Annotated in this window: 19 protein-coding genes and 1 pseudogene; 10 read left to right on the top strand and 10 right to left on the bottom strand. The window is 69.0% G+C overall.

Annotated elements, in window-relative coordinates; all coding sequences use genetic code 11:
- The first annotated feature begins 74 nt into the window (after positions 1-74).
- Positions 75-425 carry a helix-turn-helix domain-containing protein gene (locus tag ACFTE1_RS04730; protein WP_380618104.1) on the top strand — a complete coding sequence of 117 codons (351 nt, stop codon included), beginning with the start codon at positions 75-77 and terminating at the stop codon, positions 423-425.
- 12 nt (positions 426-437) lie between these two features.
- Here the strand turns inward: ACFTE1_RS04730 and ACFTE1_RS04735 are convergent, their stop codons facing one another.
- The 4 genes and pseudogenes from ACFTE1_RS04735 to ACFTE1_RS04750 form a co-directional block, all read right to left on the bottom strand.
- Positions 438-1,025, bottom strand: a complete 588-nt coding sequence (locus ACFTE1_RS04735) for a ClpP family protease (protein WP_380618105.1) — start codon at positions 1,023-1,025, stop codon at positions 438-440.
- Positions 1,022-1,651 carry a ClpP family protease gene (locus ACFTE1_RS04740; RefSeq protein WP_380618106.1) on the bottom strand — a complete coding sequence of 210 codons (630 nt, stop codon included), beginning with the start codon at positions 1,649-1,651 and terminating at the stop codon, positions 1,022-1,024. Before ACFTE1_RS04740 ends, ACFTE1_RS04735 begins: the two co-directional genes overlap by 4 nt.
- A 141-nt stretch (positions 1,652-1,792) precedes the next feature.
- On the bottom strand, positions 1,793-2,209 hold the full coding sequence (locus tag ACFTE1_RS04745; protein WP_380762606.1) for an SbtR family transcriptional regulator: 417 nt from the start codon (positions 2,207-2,209) through the stop codon (positions 1,793-1,795).
- Positions 2,210-2,435: 226 nt separating this feature from the next.
- A pseudogene (locus tag ACFTE1_RS04750) lies at positions 2,436-2,576 on the bottom strand (TetR/AcrR family transcriptional regulator); the annotation flags it as partial.
- A gap of 110 nt (positions 2,577-2,686) precedes the next feature.
- Here ACFTE1_RS04750 and ACFTE1_RS04755 point away from each other — a divergent pair.
- Complete coding sequence (locus tag ACFTE1_RS04755; protein ID WP_380618108.1) at positions 2,687-3,607, top strand: NmrA family NAD(P)-binding protein; 921 nt, start codon at positions 2,687-2,689, stop codon at positions 3,605-3,607.
- Positions 3,608-3,684: 77 nt separating this feature from the next.
- Here the strand turns inward: ACFTE1_RS04755 and ACFTE1_RS04760 are convergent, their stop codons facing one another.
- Together ACFTE1_RS04760 and ACFTE1_RS04765 are read right to left on the bottom strand one after the other, a co-directional pair.
- Positions 3,685-4,434 (bottom strand): hypothetical protein, encoded by a 750-nt coding sequence (locus ACFTE1_RS04760; protein ID WP_380618109.1) that lies wholly within the window; start codon positions 4,432-4,434, stop codon positions 3,685-3,687.
- Between the two features lie 190 nt (positions 4,435-4,624).
- Positions 4,625-6,247, bottom strand: a complete 1,623-nt coding sequence (locus ACFTE1_RS04765; protein ID WP_380618110.1) for a serine/threonine-protein kinase — start codon at positions 6,245-6,247, stop codon at positions 4,625-4,627.
- A gap of 260 nt (positions 6,248-6,507) precedes the next feature.
- Between ACFTE1_RS04765 and ACFTE1_RS04770 the strand changes: the two genes are divergently transcribed.
- Entirely contained in the window at positions 6,508-6,798 is a 291-nt protein-coding gene (locus ACFTE1_RS04770; RefSeq protein ID WP_380618111.1) for a hypothetical protein, read from the top strand.
- Here ACFTE1_RS04770 and ACFTE1_RS04775 read toward each other — a convergent pair.
- On the bottom strand, positions 6,787-7,185 hold the full coding sequence (locus ACFTE1_RS04775) for a hypothetical protein (protein ID WP_380618112.1): 399 nt from the start codon (positions 7,183-7,185) through the stop codon (positions 6,787-6,789). The genes ACFTE1_RS04770 and ACFTE1_RS04775 overlap by 12 nt on opposite strands.
- Before the next feature lie 191 nt (positions 7,186-7,376).
- On the opposite strand from ACFTE1_RS04775, the gene ACFTE1_RS04780 reads away from it, so the two are divergent.
- The gene (locus tag ACFTE1_RS04780) at positions 7,377-8,375 is read left to right on the top strand and encodes a gluconolaconase (RefSeq protein WP_380618113.1); all 999 of its coding nucleotides are present in this window, start codon (positions 7,377-7,379) and stop codon (positions 8,373-8,375) included.
- A gap of 15 nt (positions 8,376-8,390) precedes the next feature.
- Positions 8,391-9,236 carry a helix-turn-helix transcriptional regulator gene (locus tag ACFTE1_RS04785; protein WP_380618114.1) on the top strand — a complete coding sequence of 282 codons (846 nt, stop codon included), beginning with the start codon at positions 8,391-8,393 and terminating at the stop codon, positions 9,234-9,236.
- A 15-nt stretch (positions 9,237-9,251) separates the two neighbouring features.
- Here ACFTE1_RS04785 and hrpA read toward each other — a convergent pair whose 3' ends face one another.
- The 3 genes from hrpA to ACFTE1_RS04800 form a co-directional block, all read right to left on the bottom strand.
- Complete coding sequence (hrpA, locus tag ACFTE1_RS04790; RefSeq protein ID WP_380618116.1) at positions 9,252-13,205, bottom strand: ATP-dependent RNA helicase HrpA; 3,954 nt, start codon at positions 13,203-13,205, stop codon at positions 9,252-9,254.
- Positions 13,206-13,426: 221 nt separating this feature from the next.
- Entirely contained in the window at positions 13,427-13,903 is a 477-nt protein-coding gene (locus tag ACFTE1_RS04795) for a globin (protein ID WP_380618118.1), read from the bottom strand.
- Between the two features lie 119 nt (positions 13,904-14,022).
- Complete coding sequence (locus ACFTE1_RS04800) at positions 14,023-15,015, bottom strand: mechanosensitive ion channel family protein (RefSeq protein WP_380618120.1); 993 nt, start codon at positions 15,013-15,015, stop codon at positions 14,023-14,025.
- A 177-nt stretch (positions 15,016-15,192) separates the two neighbouring features.
- On the opposite strand from ACFTE1_RS04800, the gene ACFTE1_RS04805 reads away from it, so the two are divergent.
- From ACFTE1_RS04805 to ACFTE1_RS04825, 5 genes are all read left to right on the top strand, one after another.
- The gene (locus ACFTE1_RS04805) at positions 15,193-15,792 is read left to right on the top strand and encodes an HNH endonuclease (RefSeq protein ID WP_380618122.1); all 600 of its coding nucleotides are present in this window, start codon (positions 15,193-15,195) and stop codon (positions 15,790-15,792) included.
- Between the two features lie 140 nt (positions 15,793-15,932).
- Positions 15,933-16,163 carry an aa3-type cytochrome oxidase subunit CtaJ gene (gene ctaJ, locus ACFTE1_RS04810; RefSeq protein ID WP_380618124.1) on the top strand — a complete coding sequence of 77 codons (231 nt, stop codon included), beginning with the start codon at positions 15,933-15,935 and terminating at the stop codon, positions 16,161-16,163.
- Entirely contained in the window at positions 16,150-16,578 is a 429-nt protein-coding gene (locus ACFTE1_RS04815) for a DUF5130 family protein (protein WP_380618125.1), read from the top strand. The genes ctaJ and ACFTE1_RS04815 overlap by 14 nt, the downstream gene beginning before the upstream one ends.
- A gap of 227 nt (positions 16,579-16,805) precedes the next feature.
- Positions 16,806-18,158 carry a flavin-containing monooxygenase gene (locus ACFTE1_RS04820; RefSeq protein WP_380618127.1) on the top strand — a complete coding sequence of 451 codons (1,353 nt, stop codon included), beginning with the start codon at positions 16,806-16,808 and terminating at the stop codon, positions 18,156-18,158.
- On the top strand, positions 18,155-18,766 hold the full coding sequence (locus tag ACFTE1_RS04825) for a hypothetical protein (RefSeq protein WP_380618128.1): 612 nt from the start codon (positions 18,155-18,157) through the stop codon (positions 18,764-18,766). Before ACFTE1_RS04820 ends, ACFTE1_RS04825 begins: the two co-directional genes overlap by 4 nt.
- The last annotated feature ends 42 nt before the right edge of the window (positions 18,767-18,808 follow it).

Here is an 18,808-nt window from a genome sequence, read left to right on the forward strand (position 1 = left end):
AACAGACGGTCGGCCGGATTCCGCCCTGGGCATAACAAGGGGACTGAGTCCGGCCGATCGGTCTACCATGGGGCATGGCCGAAACTGCACCTCTGAAACGACCGGACCGCGATGGCGCACCGGACGATCGGAAACGCGAACCGCTGTGGCGCGACATGCTCGGCGAATGCCTCCGCGAACGACGGCGGGACCGAGGCGAGAGACTGTCCGACACGGCGGACCGCGCCGGCGTCTCTCCCCAGTACCTCTCCGAGATGGAACGCGGCGTCAAGGACCCGTCGAGCGAGATGATCGCCGCCGTCGCCGGAGCCCTGGACCTCACTCTCATCGATCTGACGCTGGCCGTCGCCGAACGTGTGAGCGCCAATTCGATCACCGCGTGCGTGGGAACGGCGAACAGGGCGGCGTACGCGCTCGCCGCATAGCCGCCCCGAGGTTCACTTGTCTTCCAGGACGTGGTCGACGAGTCCATAGTCCTTCGCGCTTTCGGCGGTGAAGACGCGGTCCCGGTCGGTGTCGGCGCGCAGGGTCTCCAACTCCTGCCCGGTATGCCGCGCCAGGATCCGCTCGATGTCGCCCCGCACCCGAACGATCTCGTCGGCAGCGAGGATGAGGTCCGGGATGGCCCCGCGACCCTGCCCGGCCGGCTGGTGCAGGACTATTCGGGCGTGCGGCAGGGCGGCCCGTTTGCCCGGCGCGCCGGCGGCCAGCAGCACCGCGCCGACGGCAACAGCCTGCCCCACGCAAGTGGTGGCGACGGGGGACTTGATATGCCGCAAAGTGTCGTAGAGGCCGAGCATCGCGCTCGGATCCCCGCCCTCGCAGTTGATGTAGAACTGGATCTCCCGCTCCGGATTGCTGGCCTCCAGGAACAGGAACTGTGCCACCAGGGCGTTCGCGACCCCGGCGTCGACGCCGGTGCCGAGGTAGACGATCCGCTCGCTGAGAAGATGGGAGTAGACGTCCATGACGCGCTCCCCGCGCATGGACTGGGTGATAACGTTCGGGATCGTGTAGGAGCTCATCGGGAGGCCCCTTCCTGGGAGAGGTTGAGTCCGATACCGCGGCGCACCTGTGGCGTGATCTCGCTGAAGTCGCCGACGATCGCGTCGACGAACCCGTAGTCGAGTGCTTCGGAGGCGGAGTACCAGCGGTCGTGCAGCGAGTCCTCGAAGACCCGCTCGATGTTCTGCCCGGTGTCCTCGGCGATGAGGCCGAGAACGGTGTCGCGGGTCTGGCGCAGGTCCTCGGCCTGCAACTCGATGTCGACGGCCACGCCGCCGATCCCGGCCGAGCCCTGGTGCATGAGGATCCGGGAGTGCGGAAGCGCGCGGCGCTTCCCGCGAGCGCCGGCGGAGAGCAGGAACTGCCCCGCACTGCAGGCGATGCCGAGTGCCAGAGTCGACACGTCGCAGGGAACGAGGCGCATGACGTCGCGGATCGCCAGCATGGACGGCACCGACCCGCCCGGCGAGTGGATCCACAGGGCGATGTCCTCCGAGGCGTTCTCAGTGGCGAGTGCCAGCATTTGGGTGGCCAAGAGGGTTCCGTTGCCGTCGTCCAGTGGTCCGTCGAGGACCAGCACCCGTTGTTGATAGAGTTCGCGCCGAGTCCGGTCGTCGAACTGCGGCGGTTTCGCTTCTTCGCTCATGACTCAACGGTGCGCGCGAGACGGTATGGGGGACAAGTGTCTCTGCTCCGGGCGGATCCGCTCTCAGCAGCGTGGATCGGGGGGGAAGGGCCGAATACCTTGGAAACCGGTGCGTTGCCGTCCTAGTGGGGACCGTTCCGGTCAACTGCTCGACTCGGCCCGGCCTTCCCCGGCCCGTTGCCGGTACGCCTTCTGCCGGCACGCGGCGTTGCAGTACCGGGCGGGACGTCCCCGAGCCGCGCTCGAAATGGTCTTGCCGCACGTCCGGCACAGGCGCTCGCCGGCCGCGTTACGATCGGAGGGCGAGCCCTTGTTTTCGTCACGGTTTCTCTCGTCGTCTCGTGTTTCCGTAACGCCGCTTCGCATGGAGGAGACGAGCAGCCTCGCCGCCGGCGCCAGGGTTTCCGGATCGGGTCGGCGCCGTTGGATCGCCACGCAACCGGTGAGCAGGTCCCGCAGGTCCTCCGGCGTCAGGTCGGAGCGGACCCGTCCGGCCGCCTGAGCCCTCGACAGCAGTCCGCCCAGGGCCGCGTTCAGCCGCCTTCCCGAGCTCTCCATGACCGTCCTTGGCCATCCGTCCGGCCTCCAGCAGTTCGCACAGGTCAGAGTTGTTCGGAGTCGAAGTCACCGCCGCGGTGAAGAATCCGAAGAAGGCCTCGCCCGGATCGGCGGACTCGCCGTGCTTCCGAGCCAGGCGGGCGAGGCGTTCGAGCCGTTGGGACAGGACGGCTTCCAGCAGGCTGTCCTTGGTGGGGAAGTGGCGGTAGACCGTACCGGCCCCCACCCCGGCGCGTTCGGCGATCTGCCCCAACGACACGGAGAGCCCCTCCTCCGACAGGGCTCGGGCCGCCGCGGTCAGGACTCGGGCGCGATTGCGGCGGGCATCGGCCCTCAGCCCTTCGGTCGAGTACGGGGACGTCTCCATGGCGTTATGAAACCCTTCCTCCCAGGCCTGGAAAGCGCACCCGGTAGTTGCTTACCGTTGCCGCTAACGGGTTGACCGACCCGATTCTACCCAGTCCACGAGAGGACACCATGACCCGCGAGAACAAGACGATCCTGGTCGCCGGGGCCACCGGGACACAGGGACGCCCCACCGTCGCATGGCTGCTCCGAGACGGTTGGTCGGTACGGGCGCTGGTCCGTGACCGGACCACCGCCGCCGCACAGGAATTGGCCGGGAAGGGGGCGGAGCTCGCCGTCGGCGACTTCGACGAGGAGCGCACGCTCGCCGCGGCATTGCGCCGAGCCCACGGGCTCTTCGCGATCCCACCGGTCGATTACGGCGAGACCGGTTGGGACACCGACCGCGAGTACGGTCGGGGAAAGCGAATTGTGGACCTGGCAGCGGACTCGGGCGTCCGCCATATCGTGTTCTCCACGATCGCCACCACGACCGGCCCCGGCCTTCCCGGCTCGTCGGGTAAACGGCGCATCGAGGAGGCCCTCGGCGGAAGCGGCGTCACTTTCACCGTCCTGCGCCCCGTGCGGTTCATGGAGAACTACCTCCTGTCGGGCACCCCGGTCGACGGTCTGAGAAAGGGGGTCCACCGCCATCTGTTCCACCCCGACGGGCGGATGCAGATCATCGCCGTCGAGGACGTCGCCGTGTTCGCGGGTATGGCCTTCGCCGAGCCGGAGACCTACGGAGGCATGCTGCTGGAGCTGGCCGGAGACGAACCGACTCCCGTCGAGGCGGCCGCGAGGATTTCGAACGCGATCGACGGGAGCGTTCGGTACGAGCGAGTCTCGAAGAGTGAAGCGGAGGCCCTGGGGCCTGAGATCGCTCGAGTATGGAACCTGTGGGAGGAGGGCCATTCCTGGAGGGCCGACATTCCCCGCCTCAGGGAGCTGCATCCGGGGCTGAAGACCTTGGACGACTGGCTGGAATCCGGCGGGTCCGCCGACATCGCGCGTTTGGAAGGCCAGCGAGGCCCTGTGCCGGGACGTCGATGACGGTCGGGCACAGAGCCTCCGAGCGGTGTTCGTCCATTCGGCTTCTGCGGTCGTGCCGCGGAGGTCCGGTGGCGTGGTCAGAACCCGACGAAGATCCTGTAGGTCGTCTTCCCCGAGATGTTCCCGTGGTCGTCGTAGGCCCAGACGCTCAGGGTGATCGGTCCGGAGTTCGGCGGTGCCAGGGTCACGGTCGCCGCACTGCCCAGGGTCGAGATCGGGACATCGTTGTCGCCGACGGCGTCCTGGAAGCTCCAGTAGTAGCCGGCCGTGTCCCCGCTACCGGACCGCAGGGTGAACTGCCCCGGCTCGCCCGGGGACCCGTATGGACCGCCCTCGTCGGGATAGTCGGTCGAGGTCACCGTCGGCTGTTCCGGAGGCGTTCTATCGATCAGGACGGTACAGCCGCCGGAGGCGGGACCTGTGGAGTCGCGGTCACTCGCCGCCGCCGTGACCTGGTAGGAGTCGCCGGGTACGCTGGACGATCGCACCGACCAGGTGGCGCGCAGGCCGTCGACGCCGGCCGTGTTCCAGGACTGCTCGGTACCGCTGTAGGTGTCGGTCCAGGTGAGAATGCCGTCCATGTTGTCGCCGTCGTCGTCGGACAGTGTGGCCGTCACCGTCCAGGAAACGGCGGCTCCCACCTTGACGGTGGTGTCCGGGCCGCAGGGCTGACCGTCGATGGTGAGCGACTCAGGGGCGTTCGGCGGGGTGTTGCCGGTAGCCGACTGCGCATAGAGGGGAGATGAAGCGCCCAGGGACGTCGCCATGGTCGCGGCGACGGCTGCCGAGAGGAAGAGGGCGCGGTTCCGTTTGAGGGAGAGGTTCAAGTGAAGCTCCTATTCTTTGCGGACCAGGGTCCGGCCACAGTCGATCGACCGTAGCGAATAAAAGTATGTCAGACGGTGATCTGTCAAGGAAGCAACGTATAACGTGAGCGGCGGTCGGGCGGTCGGGCGGTCGCGAGCGCGTCGGTGCCGTCGGAGCGGCCGACCGTGGTGAACGACCGGCCGCCCCGAACTAGCGGAAGTTGTCGCAGTTCGGGTCCTCCGGGTCCTCGACGTACTTGAAACCGGCCGGAACGTCCGGCTCTACCGGCGTTCCCGCGGAAGGGTACTGCTCGAACACCGTGCAGGGCTCGCCGTTCGCGTCGGCGACCGGTTCCATGGTGAAGTCGTCGACGCCCTCAGCGTAGAGCTTGCTCTCGGCGGCGGGCATCGACAGGCTGAAGACGTCGGGCATGGCAGGGTATTCGGGAGCCTCGGACTCCTCGTCGGTGGACTCTTCGGGAGCCTGTTCCTCTTCGTCCTCCGGGCGGGTGCTCTCCTCGTCCCCGGCCTCGTCTCCGTTGCCGGAGGGGGCGTCGCTCTGGTCGTTGGCCTGGCCCTGGCTCGACTCGTCGTCCCGGGGCGGTGCGGCGTTCTCGCTGCTGGTGTCGTCGCCGGCCTGCTGCACGTCGCCCGGGTCGTCCTCGCCGCCGAGCTGGAGGATGAGGACGGCCGCGATGACCAGGGCGGCCATTGCGGAGAGCACGCCGATGAGCGCGCCCCGGCCCTTCCTCCTCTGCGGAGGCGCCGGCCGGGAACCGGTGTCGTACGGCTGCTGGGGCCCGGTGTTGTGGGGCGGCATGCCGTTGGCGGGCGGGCCGGCCCGGTACTGCCCGGAGTCGGGCGGCCCGGCCTGGTGCTGACCGGAGGCGGGTGCCTGGGCGGGCATGAGGCGCGTGGAGTTGGGGCCCGGCTGGGCAATGCCGGGCTGAGCCATGCCCTGCTGGACGGTCGGGGCGCCCTGCGGCGGTGCCGCGTAGAGCGGCTGGGTCGGGGCCGCCATGGCGGCCTTGCAGGCTTGCGCCAGTTCGTCTGCGGAAGAGAAGCGGCGGTTGGGGTCGCGTTCCATGCAGCGCATGACGATCTGGGCCACTGCCGGGGGCACGTCCTGCGGCAGGGGAGCCGGATTGCCGTTGAGGTGGGCGGTGATGAGGGCGACGGGGTCGTTGCCGCGGAAGGGGACCGATCCGGCCAGGCACTGGTAGGCGACGATGCCCAGGGAGTAGAGGTCGGTCAGGCCGGTCAGCTCGGCCGCCTGGAGCTGTTCGGGGGAGGCGTACAGGAGCGTTCCGAGGACGGTCCCGGTCTCGGTGAGGCTGGCCTGGCCGCGGGCGGAGGCGATGCCGAAGTCGACGAGTTTGGCCTCGCCCCTGTCGCTCACGAGGAGGTTGGCGGGCTTGATGTCGCGGTGAATGATGTGCTTCTCGTGGGCCACGGCGAGCGCTTCGGCGGCGGTGGCGAGGATCGACAGGGCCTCGTCGTAGGGGAGCCGTCCGCGCTCTTTGAGGAGGTCGGAGAGGGACTTGCCTTCGACGAGCTCCATGACGAGGTAGGGGACGGCGCCCTGCTCGGTCTCCTCCTCGCCGTAGTCGTAGAGGGCCACGATGCCGGGGGAGCGGAGGGCGGCGACCGACTGGGCCTCGTGCTGGAACCGCATCCGGAAGGTGTCGTCGCCGGAGTAGGCGGCGTGGAGGGTCTTGATCGCGACGGTGCGGTTCAACCGGGTGTCGGTGCCTCTCCAGACCTCTCCCATTCCGCCGGAGGCCAGTCGGTCGTCCAGGCGGTACCGGCCGGCGATGAGTGTTCCTCGATTCACGGAGTTTCCTTTTCGCGCATCTGGTTTCGGAATGGCCTCAGCGGGGTTGGGGCGGTGTCCTCCGGCGGGGTGCTCCGGGATGCCCGAGACTAGTATTCCAGACGGCTTTCGGCGCCTCCGGCGGTAGGTTCCGGCGGTCGGGTATTTCGCCGTGGCCTTCCGGGCGTTCGGGAGCGCGATCGGGAACCCGAACACCCGGCGCGCCGGACGGACCGTCCTTCGAACCACGGGCGCTCTCCGAGGTCGCCGTTGGCGCGCCGGTGCTGTCCGGGGTCGGCGTCCGCGCCTTGCCGTACCGCGCGAAGGTGCGGCTGCACGCGCCGGCCGAGGCCATGGCGGACAAGTTCCCGCCCTCCACCGGTGTTCTGGAGGCGGTCGACGCGGAGAACTGCGTCTTGGGGTTCGGCGGTGCGTCCTACCCGAACATGGCCGGCTTCCTGGGGATCGGGTTCACAGTGCCGGACCCGCCCGATCTGGCCGAGGGGCCGCGAGAGTTGTCCTGGCGGTTCCACACCGCCGCAGGATACCGGCCGGCCGGGTCATGGGAGTGAGGTGAAAGTCAACGCGCCTCCGGAGGCAACGAGGTTGAGGAACCCTATCGCCATGACCGCTGTAGCGGACTTACGCTGTGCGTTGGAGAACCAACCCGTGAAGGCGTCCGAGACCGGTTCGGTCCCGAACAGTCCGCTGTACCGGGCCCAGCGGTGTTGCGTGATGTGGCATCCACCCAGCAGCCCCTTGGAGTTGTTGCGGCAAGGTTCTTTCTTCTGAGTCGGTGCACTGCAGGTCGATGGAGCCCAGAAGAGCAACAAGGAGGTGCCTGCCCCGGACAGGGAGGTGATCAGGATGAGGTCCTGTCGGAGCCATAGGGCGAGTGAAATCAGGACGAGGAGATGTCCCAGGTGTTCGATGCGCGAGTTCCTCTTCTTTCCTGCCATGGAGGGACATGCTGGAGGCGGGCAATGGATCTGTCCACCATCAATGACGAGTTGCCCCTTGCGGAGTGGATATCTGTTCCAAACGAAACAAGCTGTAGCGGTGATACTGGAGAGGGGCGACTATTTCGAGGGGTACCGGGAGGGCCACCTTGAGCGTTGAACGGGCCTCCCCGGCATAGTTCCATGGACCTATGGACACGAAACTGAACAGACGAAAGCTCCTGGCGGGCATCGGAATCGGAAGCGCGGCGGCCTTGGTCGGTACGGGATCGGCCCAGGCGGCCCCCTACCTCCCCGAAGTGGTGCGCGGCGACGGCCCCTTCCTCCACCCGGAGGGCGTCGCCTGGTACCGGCCGAGGCGGAGGTTCCTCGTGGGATCGCTCTACCGCGGCACGGTGTCGACGGTCGACCGCTACGGAACCACCCGGACGCTCGCGGACGACGGCGTCATGGTCTCCACCGTCGGCCTGGACGTGCACCACCGGTACAACCGCGTCTACGCGGCCTTCCGAGACGACGGAGTCGGCGAACGCAGCACCCCCGAGACCCTCAACAAGCAGTCGGGCCTCGGCGTCTTCCGCGGCCACGACGGGAAACTGCTCCACCGCGTCGACCTGACACGCCTCCCCGGCTCCACCGACGGCCCGCACGGCGCCAACGACGTCGTGGTGGACCCGAGCGGGACCGCCTACGTCACCGACTTCGTCGCGGGCGAGATCTTCCGCGTCGCCTACAACGGCGAGGCGTCGCTGTTCCTGCGCGCGCCCGACAAGCTCGGATCGGGCTTCGGCCCCAACGGCATCGTCCACCACGACGACGGCTACCTCCTGGTCGGGCGCTACGACGAGGGCCGCCTGTGGAGGATCCCGGTGGACGACCCCGAGTCCGTCTCCGAAGTGGAGCTGGACGCCCCGATCGTCGGCGCCGACGGACTCGCCTGGGGCCGCGACGGCGACCTGGTCGCGGTCCGCAACGACCTGGCCTCCACGGGAACCCCCTCGGCGGTCACCCTGCGCTCGGAAGACGGCTGGCGCTCGGCCCGTACAGTGGGCCTGGTGGAACCGTGGCCGGACGACGCGCCCACCACCGCGGTCTCCACTCCGGACGGAGTGTACGTCGTCGAGAGCCGCCTGCGGCCCTTCCTCCAAGAGGGCGCGCTGCACCGAGAGTTCACCCTCCGACGCCTGTAGGGAGCAGTGATGGGGATGCGCCGCAAAGAGATGGCCGAATTCCTGAGAGAGCGCCGCGCACGCCTCACCCCGGCCGAGGCGGGGCTGGCCGTGGACGGCCGCCCCCGCCGCGTCCCCGGGCTGAGGCGGGACGAGGCGGCCCGGTCGGCGAACATAAGCGTCGAGTACTACACGAGGCTGGAACAGGGACGCGTCGGAAACCCCTCCGACGAGGTCATGGCCTCGGTCGCCGACGCCCTGCACCTGACCGAGTCGGAGCGCGAACACCTCGACGACCTGAGGGGACGGGCGAGGGACCCCGACTCGGGCGCCGCCCAGAGGGTCCGGCCCGGACTTCTGGCCACCCTCCACAGCCTGCAGAACGTCCCGGCGTTCATCGTCGGCCGCCGCCTCGACGTACTGGCCTACAACCGCCTCGCCAAGGAGGTCATCGCCGACTTCGACGCCATGCCGGCCGTGGAGCGCAATATGGCCCGCCTCGCCGTCCTGGACCGGGAGGCCGCCGCCCGCCTGGTGACATGGGACAAGGCCGTGACCGAGATGGCCGCGACCCTGCGCATGGAGGCGGGCCGCCGCCCCGGCGACCGGCGCCTGGCCCAGCTGATCGCCGAGCTCAGGCGGGCCAGCCCTTCCTTCGAGAGGCTCTGGAACGAGAAGGACGTGCTACGAAAGACCCACGGCCACAAGGCCTACCGGCACCCCGAAGTCGGCGGCCTGGAGTTCGACTACGAGCTGTTCCCCGCCCCGGGGGACGCGGACCAGACCCTGGTCGTCTACAACGCCGCGCCCGGCTCCCACACCGAGGAGTCCCTCCGCCTGCTGCAGAGCTGGACGGCGCCCCCGGCGCGGGAGCGCCGCTGAGCGGGAGGGCCGGGACTACAGCGCCTGCAGGGCCTTGCGGACGCGCTTCTCACTGACCTGGTATCGGGTGCCCAGCTGTTGGGCGAAGAGGCTGACGCGCAGCTCCTGGATCATCCAGCGGATCTCCTGCCCCTGGGCGGTGCGCAGCGCGGCCGGGCGGGCCCGCGCCAGCGAGTCCCGCTCGGCCTCCAGACGGTGGACGAGGTCCATCTTGACCGCGTCCCCCTCGGCGTCCGACGAGACCTTCTTCGCCCGCCAGGCGATCGCCTTGACATAGCGGGCGATGTCGTCGAGGCGCCACCACCCGGCCTTGGCGAGGAAGCCGTCGCAGACGAGGTCGTCCAGCTGCGAGCGCATGTCGCTCATGGCGGCCAGCATCGCGAAGTCGAACTTCCCCTCCAGCAGCGGACGCGCCTCCGAGGCCGCCTCCAGGACCGTGAGGGCCTTGCGGACCACGGAGACCGACTCGGCCGCCAAGTGCTGCCGGGAACCGGTCAGGAGTTTCTCCCAGGCCGCGCGGTCCCAGGCGGGGCCGCCGTTCTCGATGAGGACCTTGTCGAGGACGACGCGCTGGGCGTCGGCGATGAGCGCGTCGGCGCTCGCGTAGGGACTCGCCGTCAGAAGGAGCAGCTCGCGCTTGACGAGCGCCTCCTTGACGTGAGGGTTGGGAGTGTTCAACTGGAGCAGGCGCCGCGTCCCGGCCCACATGTTCGCCGCCTGCCTCCCGGCGTCGGGGAAGGCCTTGACCCCCACCGTGGCCCCTTCGTCGACGAGGGCGGGATAGGTCTTGGCGGTGTAGGCGCCGCGCGGGATCTCGTGGACCTTGGGAAGCCCGTCGAATTCCCAGCCGGTCAGCCCGGTGCGCTCCAGCTCCGGGGCCGACTCCTGGGCGGCCTCGGTCGTCTTGGGGGCCAGCTGGCGTTGCAGGGCGTTCAGCTCCTTGCCCTCGGCGACGATCTTCTCGTCGGTGTCCCGGACCCGGAAGGTCAACTGCAGGTGCCCCGGCAGCTTGGACTCGTCGAAGGCGTCCTCGGGGACGGCCACCCCGGTCATGGACCGCAGGACCTCCGCCAGCACGGCGGTGAACGGGCGCGGGTCGGAGTCGTCCATCCGCGCGACCGCCGCCTTGGCGAAGTCGGGGGCGGGGACGAAGTTGCGCCGCAGCGTCTTCGGCAGGGACTTGATGAGCGACTCGGCGACGTCGACCCGCATCCCCGGCACGTGCCAGGAGAAGCGCGCCTCGTCCAGCTGGCTCAGGGCCTCCAGGGGCACGTCCACGGTCACGCCGTCGGAGGCGGTCCCCGGCTCGAAGACGTAATCCAGGTCCAGGTCGACGCCCTCGGAGGTCCACACGTCGGGGAACGAGGCCGCGTCGATCTCCTCGGCGCGCTCGTCGACCAGCAGGCTCTTGTCGAACTCGAGGACGGACTTGTCCCTCTGCTTCTTGAACCAGGTGTCGAAGTGGCGCGAGGAGACGACGTCGCCCGGCAGCCGCTCGTCGTAGAAGTCGTACAGCGTTTGCTCGTCGGCCAGCAGGCCCCGGCGCCGCACGCGGCTCTCCAGGTCCTCGACCTCCTCGATCATCTCCCGGTTGCGGGCGAAGAACTTGTGGTGCGTGTTCCACTCGCCCTGCACGAGGGCGTGGCGGATGAACAGGTCGCGGCTCGTCTGCCGGTCGATGCGCCCGAAGTTGACCGACCGCCTCGGGACGATCGGCACGCCGTAGAGCGTCACGCGCTCGTAGGCGAGCACGGCGCCGGCCTTCTTCGACCAGTGCGGCTCCGAGTAGGAGCGCTTGATCAGGTGCGGGGCCAGCGGTTCGACCCACTCGGGCTCGATCTTGGCGCACAGGCGCCCCCACAGGCGGCTCGTCTCGACCAGCTCGGCCGACATGACCCAGCGGGGCTGCTTCTTGTAGAGCCCCGAACCGGGGAAGACGGCGAACTTCGCTCCGCGCGCCCCCAGGTACTCGCGCGTCTCGGCCTCCTTGACGCCGACGTGGGAGAGCAGCCCCGAGAGGATCGCGGTGTGCAGCCGCTCCGGCGTCGGCGGGGGAGTGGCCGGGCGCGTGGAGATCTTGAGGCCCTTCAGCGAGGAGGCCACCTGGCGGTAGAGGTCCTGCCATTCGCGGATGCGCAGGTAGTGCAGGAACTCCTTCTTGCACATCCTCCGGAACGCGCTGTTGGACAGCGCCTTCTTCTGCTCCTCCAGGTACTTCCAGATGTTGAGGAAGGTCTGGAAGTCGCTCTCGGGGTCGGCGAAGCGCGCGTGGCTCTGGTCGGCGGCGCCCTTCTTGTCCTGGGGGCGCTCGCGCGGGTCCTGGATGGACAGGGCGGTGGCGACGACGGTGACCTCGTGGACGGCGCCCTGCTCGACCGCGCCGAGGATCATCCGCGCCAGGCGCGGGTCGATCGGGAGGCGGGAGAGCTTGCGCCCCACGTCCGTCAGACGCGGCTCCTTGCCCTTCTTCGCCTCGAAGGCGCCCAGTTCGGTGAGGAGGTCGGTGCCGTCCTTGATGTTCCGGGCGTCGGGGGCGTCCACGAAGGGGAACGAGTCGACGCGCCCCAGGCGGGCGGCGGTCATCTGCAGGATGACGCTGGCGAGATTGGTGCGCAGGATCTCGGCGTCGGTGAACTCCGGACGCGAGTTGAAGTCGTCCTCGGAGTAGAGCCGGACGCAGATTCCGGGGGCGAGGCGCCCGGCGCGCCCGGCACGCTGGTTCGCGCTGGCCTGGCTGATCGGCTCGATCGGCAGCCGCTGCACCTTGGTGCGGGCCGAGTACCGGGAGATGCGCGCGTTGCCCGTGTCGATGACGTAGTGGATGCCGGGGACCGTCAGAGACGTCTCCGCCACGTTGGTGGAGAGGATGACGCGCCGGCCCGTGTGCGAACGGAAGATCCGGTGCTGCTCCTCGGCCGACAGGCGCGCGAACAGCGGGAGGACCTCGGTGTGGGGGAGCTTCGCCCGCCCCAGGACGTCGGCGGTGTCGCGGATCTCCTGCTCGCCGGAGAGGAAGACCAGGATGTCCCCCGACCCCTCGGCCTGCAGCTCGCGGACCGCAGAGAGGATCCCGTTGGACTGGTCGCGGTCGTCGGAGTCGTCGTCGCCCGCCAGCGGCCGGTAGCGGACTTCGACGGGGTAGGTGCGCCCGGAGACCTCGAGGACCGGGGCCGGCTCGGAGCCCGGCTTGCCGCTGCAGAGGCCGTGCTCGTCGAGGGCGAAGTGGGCGGCGAAGCGCTCCGGGTCGATCGTCGCGGAGGTGACGATGACCTTCAGGTCGGGGCGCTTGGGCAGCAGCTGCTTGAGGATGCCGAGGATGAAGTCGATGTTGAGGCTGCGTTCGTGGGCCTCGTCGATGATGATCGTGTCGTAGGCCGACAGCATCCGGTCGTTCTGGATCTCGGTGAGGAGGATGCCGTCGGTCATGAGCTTGATGTGCGACTGGTCGCTGACCCGGTCGCTGAAGCGGACCTTCCAGCCGACCGCCTCGCCCAGCGGGGAGCCCAGCTCGTCGGCGATGCGCTCGGCCACCGAGCGGGCGGCGATGCGGCGGGGCTGCGTGTGGCCGATCAGGCCGCGCACTCCGAGGCCCAGGTCCAGGCAGATCTTGGGGATCTGGGTGGTCTTGCCCGAACCGGTCTCGCCGGCGATGATGACGACCTGGTGTTTCGAGACGGCGTCGGCGATCTCGTCCCGGTGTTGGCTGACGGGCAGCTCTTCGGGGTAGGAGATCTCGGGGCGGGCCCGCGAGCGCAGGTCGAGGGCGGTCTTGAGGGAGGTGAGCTCGGCTTCGAGGTTCTCGAAGGCGGCGGCGCGGTCGGTCCCTTCGGCGGAGCGCGCGTCGCGCAGTCGGCCGAGGAGGCGGCGCTGGTCGGAGGTGCGCAGCTCGGCGATGCGGTCGCGGAGCCCCGGGCCCTTCTTGCGGCGGGAGGGACGGCCGGGTTTCTCGGAGTTCTGTGAATCGGGCATGACGAGAGTCAAGGATACTTCCCCCGTCCGCGAAGGGCGAACGGATATTCGACCGATGGGGCCGGGACTGCGCTCGCCGCGAATCCCGCACTCCGCGCTCGGGCTACGCGCGTGCCCGGCGTGCCGTGTTCAGATTCCCCGGCGTTCCGCCCGCTGGGTTCAGCCTTCGCGCGTGATCCGCGTGCAGAGCTCACGCTTCCCGCGTGTTCCGCATGCTGTGTCTACGCTTCCTGCGTGTTCCGCATGAAGTCCGCCGCCCGGACCATGTACTCCCACATGGCCTGGTCGTGCTCGGGAGCCAGGGCCACCGAGTCCATGGCGCCGCGCATCGCACGCAGCCAGGCGTCACGCTCGGCGATGCCGATCTTGTAGGGGGCGTGGCGCATGCGCAGACGCGGGTGGCCGCGCTCCTCCTGGTAGGTGTGCGGGCCGCCCCAGTACTGCTCCAGGAACAGCTGCAGGCGCCGGGCGGCGCCGTCGAGGTCGTCCTGGGGGTAGAGCGGGAGCAGCAGGGGCTCCTGGCGCACGTTCTCGTAGAACGAGGCGGCGATCCTGCGGAACGTCTCCGATCCCCCGACGAGCTCGTAGAAGGAGCCGCCCGAGGCGACCGGCGCGGCCTCGGTCTTACGGCGCAGCGGAATGGTGCCCTGCCCGGTGGAGGGGGAGGCCGTCGTCTGCTCGGAGTCGGAGGTTGCCATATCCCTATCGTGCCAAGGATGGGGATCGAACGAAAGTGTTCTGACCGGAGTCACAGTCTGGGCGGTACAGCGGAATTCGTCCTACCACTGTACCGTGCCCCGGCTGTGACCAGTGAGTACTACTGGGCTCCGCCGATCGACCCGCGCGGCACGAAGACCCGCGAGGCGTGGGTGGTGAAGCCCTCGTTGTGAAGGCGGTCGCCGATGCGGCGGCGCAGCTCGCGCCCGATGGCCCACTGCTCCGAGCTGGTGGTCTTGAGCGCCACGCGCACCACCGTCTCGTCGATGTTCATGGAGACCACGCCCTGGTACTCGGGGTCGGAGAGGATGAACTGGCTCCACTGGCGGTCGGCGGCGACCTCGCGGACGGCGCCCATGATGCCCGTCGCGGCGGCCTCGGTGTCGATCTGCGACGACAGCGGCGTGTCGATGTTGACGTACGCCCACGACTGCGAGGAGTTGCCCACGCGCAGGATCTCGCCGTTGCGCACGTACCAGAGAGTTCCGCTGATGTCGCGGATGGTCGTGACGCGCAGCCCCATGTCCTCGACGGTGCCCTGGGCGTCGCCCACGTCGACCCAGTCGCCGACGCCGTACTGGTCCTCCATGAGCATGAAGACCCCGCTGACATAGTCCTTGACCAGGTTCTGGGCGCCGAAACCGACGGCGAGGCCGACGACGCCGGCGCTGGCGAGGAGCGGGCCGATGTTGATGCCCAGCTGCGCGAGGATGATGAGGATCGCCGAGACGTAGATGACGACCGACACGGCGTACTGCAGGACGGTGGTCAGAGTGGCCGAGCGCTGCTCGGAGCGGTTGCCGACGATCTGCTCACGGCGCGAGCGCGCGTCGATCAGCTTGTTCCAGTCGGCGTTCTTCTGCTTCTCCGAGGCCTTGACGACCTTGGACACCACCTTGGCGATCAAACGGTGGAGGATCGACTTCGCGATGAGGGCGATGACGAGGATCACAATGACGTAGAAGGTCTTGTCGAGGATCCCGCCCAGGGTCGTCGACCACTTCTCGTTCTCTGTGACGTCGAAGAGGATGGAGCAGGCGTTCAAGCCCTTCTCGCAAGGGGATTTGGCCGCGGCCTCCGCTGCCAGGGTCATGCAGGACTCTCCCTTATAACGTAGTTATCCGGTTACTGTTCGAATATTTATCGGAAATTATTTGAATTGATAGCGATCGTGACGCGAAAACCATTGCATCCGGCACGAATCCGAGATGCAATGATTTGAGATTTCGGTCAAACTGGAGTCATCTCCCGAGAGAGAGGACACCGAGCCATGATAAGGCCTCGACATAGGACCACGGTCCAGCAGTACCCGGGCCACCGTGCGCGGGCGGACGCCGAGCGCGCCGCCCACCACCAGTCCTACGTCTCCGGGTCACTGGTCCTCAACCAGAGCTACGAGCCGCTGTGCGTCGTCTCGGTCAAACGCGCCGTGGTCCTCCTCCTCACCGGCAAGGCCGAGGCCGTCGCCACGGGAGAGGGCGTCTTCCACAGCGAGTCGCTCCGACTCCCCGCCCCCAGCGTAGTGCGGCTCAAGCGGTACGTCCGCATCCCCCGGCAGCTGTCCAGCTCCCCCTCCCGCCGAGGGGTCTTCCTCCGCGACGATTGGACCTGCGTGTACTGCGCCGGGACCGCCGAGACCATCGACCATGTGATTCCGCGCTCGCGAGGCGGGACGCACACCTGGGACAACGTGGTGGCCGCCTGCGCCGACTGCAATCAGCGCAAGGGAAGCCGCATGCTCCAGGAGATCGGCTGGCACCTGCCCCGGCGCCCGAAGCCGCCCGCGCACTGGCAGCTGCGCGGCTTCCGCACGGGGCGCCGGCCCCATCCCACATGGGAGCCGTGGCTGCCCCGCTTCTCCGAATCCTGACGCGGCGGGGAGAATCCGAGGTGATTCAGTCCGCTCGAATCGGCGGCGCGGCCGGTGGGGCCCGTGACCGTGCATTAGTCTGGGATCCCGGGGAGTGGCAGGACACTCCATTGCCCGTCTTCCATAAGTAGGGGAATAACATGTCGATTTTCCAACAGGTATTGATGTTCATTGGAATCCCCGTACTGTTCATCCTGGTTGTCTTCGCGGTGGTCTACATGCGCAATCCGCGATCCCAGACGCAGTACCGGGCCGGAGAGGACTACTCCTACGGCCCAGTGTGGTTCATCGCCCGCGAGGGCGACGTCGATGCCTCGAAGCCCGCCGCTTCCGAGGGCGGACCCAAGGGAGGTTCCCATGGCCAGTGGTAAGAAAGACGTCGCGGTCGTGTCCGCGAGCCCGGAGGAGGGCCGCCACGAGGCCCTGAACGGGCCGTTCGACGAGACCGACCTGATGCACATCGACCAGGCCCTCACCAGCGCCCAGAAGTACGGGGGCGGGCTCGACTTCAGCGTCTACGTCGGCGACCTCGGCGACCCGGTGCGCGCCACGGCCGAAGAGCTGCACTCCCAGCTGTCGGCCCCGGTCCAGTCGGTCCTCGTCGCGATCTCTCCCGCGCAGCGCCAGCTGGAGATCGTCACCGGCTCCCAGGCCCGCGACCTGATCCCCGACCGCTCGGCGGCCCTCGTGGTCTTCTCCATGGAGGCCGAGCTGGGCCAGGGCAAGCTCGCCAACGCCATCGTCACCGGCCTGCGCATGCTGGCCGACACGGCGGCGAACGCCTGACCCGACTCCGGGCGGCGGCTCCCCGACGGGCCGCCCCGAAGAGACACAGTGGATGGCCGCGGAACCCCGTGTCCGCGGCCATCGTCGTGCCCGGCCCCGGAGACCCGCACGGATGCACCTTCCGTCGTGAAATCCCTTCAGGGTAATCTGCTTGCAGTGCATCTCCGCACCGCCTATCCGGCCCGGACGGTGCGGCGACCGAGCGCAGCGAGTGGAGGAGACGACCCGTGGCCCAGACAGCTTCGTCCACCTACGACCGCCATGAGGCGGTGTGCGTCATCGGCGCCGGCGCCTGCGGCCTGATAGCCGTCAAGAACCTGCGGGAGAACGGCTTCGAGGTCGACTGCTACGAGCGGGACACGGTCATCGGAGGCCTGTGGAACCCCCTCAACCAGCACAGTCCCCTGTACGCCAACACCCACACCGCGACTCCGCGCCAGCTGACGGAGATCCCCGACTTCCCCATGCCGGACCACTGGCCCGACTACCCCGCGGCCGAACTGGTCGAGAAGTACCTCGGGCGCTACGCCCAGCACTTCCACCTCACCGAGCACATCTGGTTCGGCTCCGAGGTCGTCGGCATCGAACCGGCGGGAGGCTCCCGCTTCGACGTGCGCCTCAAGTCCGCCGTGCGGGGCAAGGCCGACCGCAAGCTCCGCTACGGCGCGGTCATCGTCGCCACCGGCCACCACACGGTGCCCTTCACCCCGGACATCCCCGGCCTCGAGTTCTTCCCCGGCGACGTCGTCCACTCCTCGAAGACCGGCGACCTGGCGCGCTGGAAGGGAAAGAGGGTCCTCGTCATCGGCGGAGGCGTCTCCGGCACCGACCTGGCGAGCCTGATCGCCCCCATCGCCTCCGAGTGCCTCCACTCCACCCGCCGCGACTACCGCTACCTGCCCCGGTACCTGGACGGTCAGCCCGCCCAGGTGGCCTGGCTGCGGGCGGGCGAGCCGCTCAAGTGGGACCTGTTCGGCATGCGGGCCAAACGCCGGGCCGCCCGGCTGCTCGAACCCTCGGTCAAGGCCGCCGAGCACCTGGGCATCGGTGTCCCGGACGAACCGGGGCCGCTCGAGACACTCTATAACGGACACTACGTCGAGTACGTCGGCGAAGGCTCCATCGACCGCGTCCCCCACGTCGCCTCGGTCGAAGGCCGCCGCGTGCGCTTCGCCGACGACTCCGAAGCCGAAGTGGACGCCATCGTCTGCGCGACCGGATTCGAGCCCGGCTACGACTTCTGCCCGCCCGACCTGCGCGGAGAGGACGACCGGCTGCTCGCCGACATGTTCTCCCCGAAGGCGGAGACGCTGTCCTTCGTCGGCTCGGCCGACAGCGACTCGGCGATGCTCCCCATCGCGCACTGGCAGTCCCACGCCATCGCCCACTGGCTCAAGGTCCGCCGCGGCGACCCGGACAGGGCCGTCGCCTTCCGCGAGGCCGTCGTCGCCGAAACCGGCCACAGCGCCTCCATTCCCGACCAGTCCTCGCACCGCCACCGCACCGCCGTCGACGGCGAGGCCTACCTCCAGGCCCTCGGCCGCATCATCGCCACCCTCGAACAGGAGGCCACGGAATGAGTTTCGCCGACTGGCACGCCCGCCGACTCCGCCCGCCCGCGCCGGCCGCGGCCCGCGAAGTGCTCACCCTGACGCCCACCGACGCGCTCGAGTACGACGACGACCCCGTCAAGGACACGCCGCTCCTGCTCATCCCGGACAGCGCGCACGAGGCCCAGGAATGCGAGAAGCTCTGGATGCCGCGCCTGGCCGCCTCGGCACACGAATGCGCCGCGCTCAACTTCCGCGGCAAGGGCGCCACCCCGGCCGGGCCGCGCAAGAGCGACCTGCGCGCCCACGACATCGTCCAGACCGCCGCCACCCTCGAACACCAGGCCGTCCTGGTCGCCTTCGCCGACTCCGCCTTGCCTGTCCTGGAGGCCGCCACCCGCTACCCGGCCGCCGGAGTCGTCCTGCTCGACCCCGTCCTGCCGGACCGCGACCTGCCCGCCCTGGTCGGTTCGCCCAGGATGTGCGTCGTGGCGCGCGAGACCGACGTGCACGAGAAGGCCATGGCACGCCTGCGGGAGCGCTTCGACATCTCACCGCTGACCGTCGGCGGGGGAGGAGACCTCTACACCGGCGCCCAGGCCGAAGCGGCCGCCGACGCCGTCATTTCCTGGCTGTAGGAACGCCGCCGCCCGGACCGGACGACGCGGACGCCGACGGCC

It is taken from the genome of Salininema proteolyticum (genome assembly GCF_042685645.1).
Classification (GTDB): Bacteria; Actinomycetota; Actinomycetes; order Mycobacteriales; family Micromonosporaceae; genus Salininema; species Salininema proteolyticum.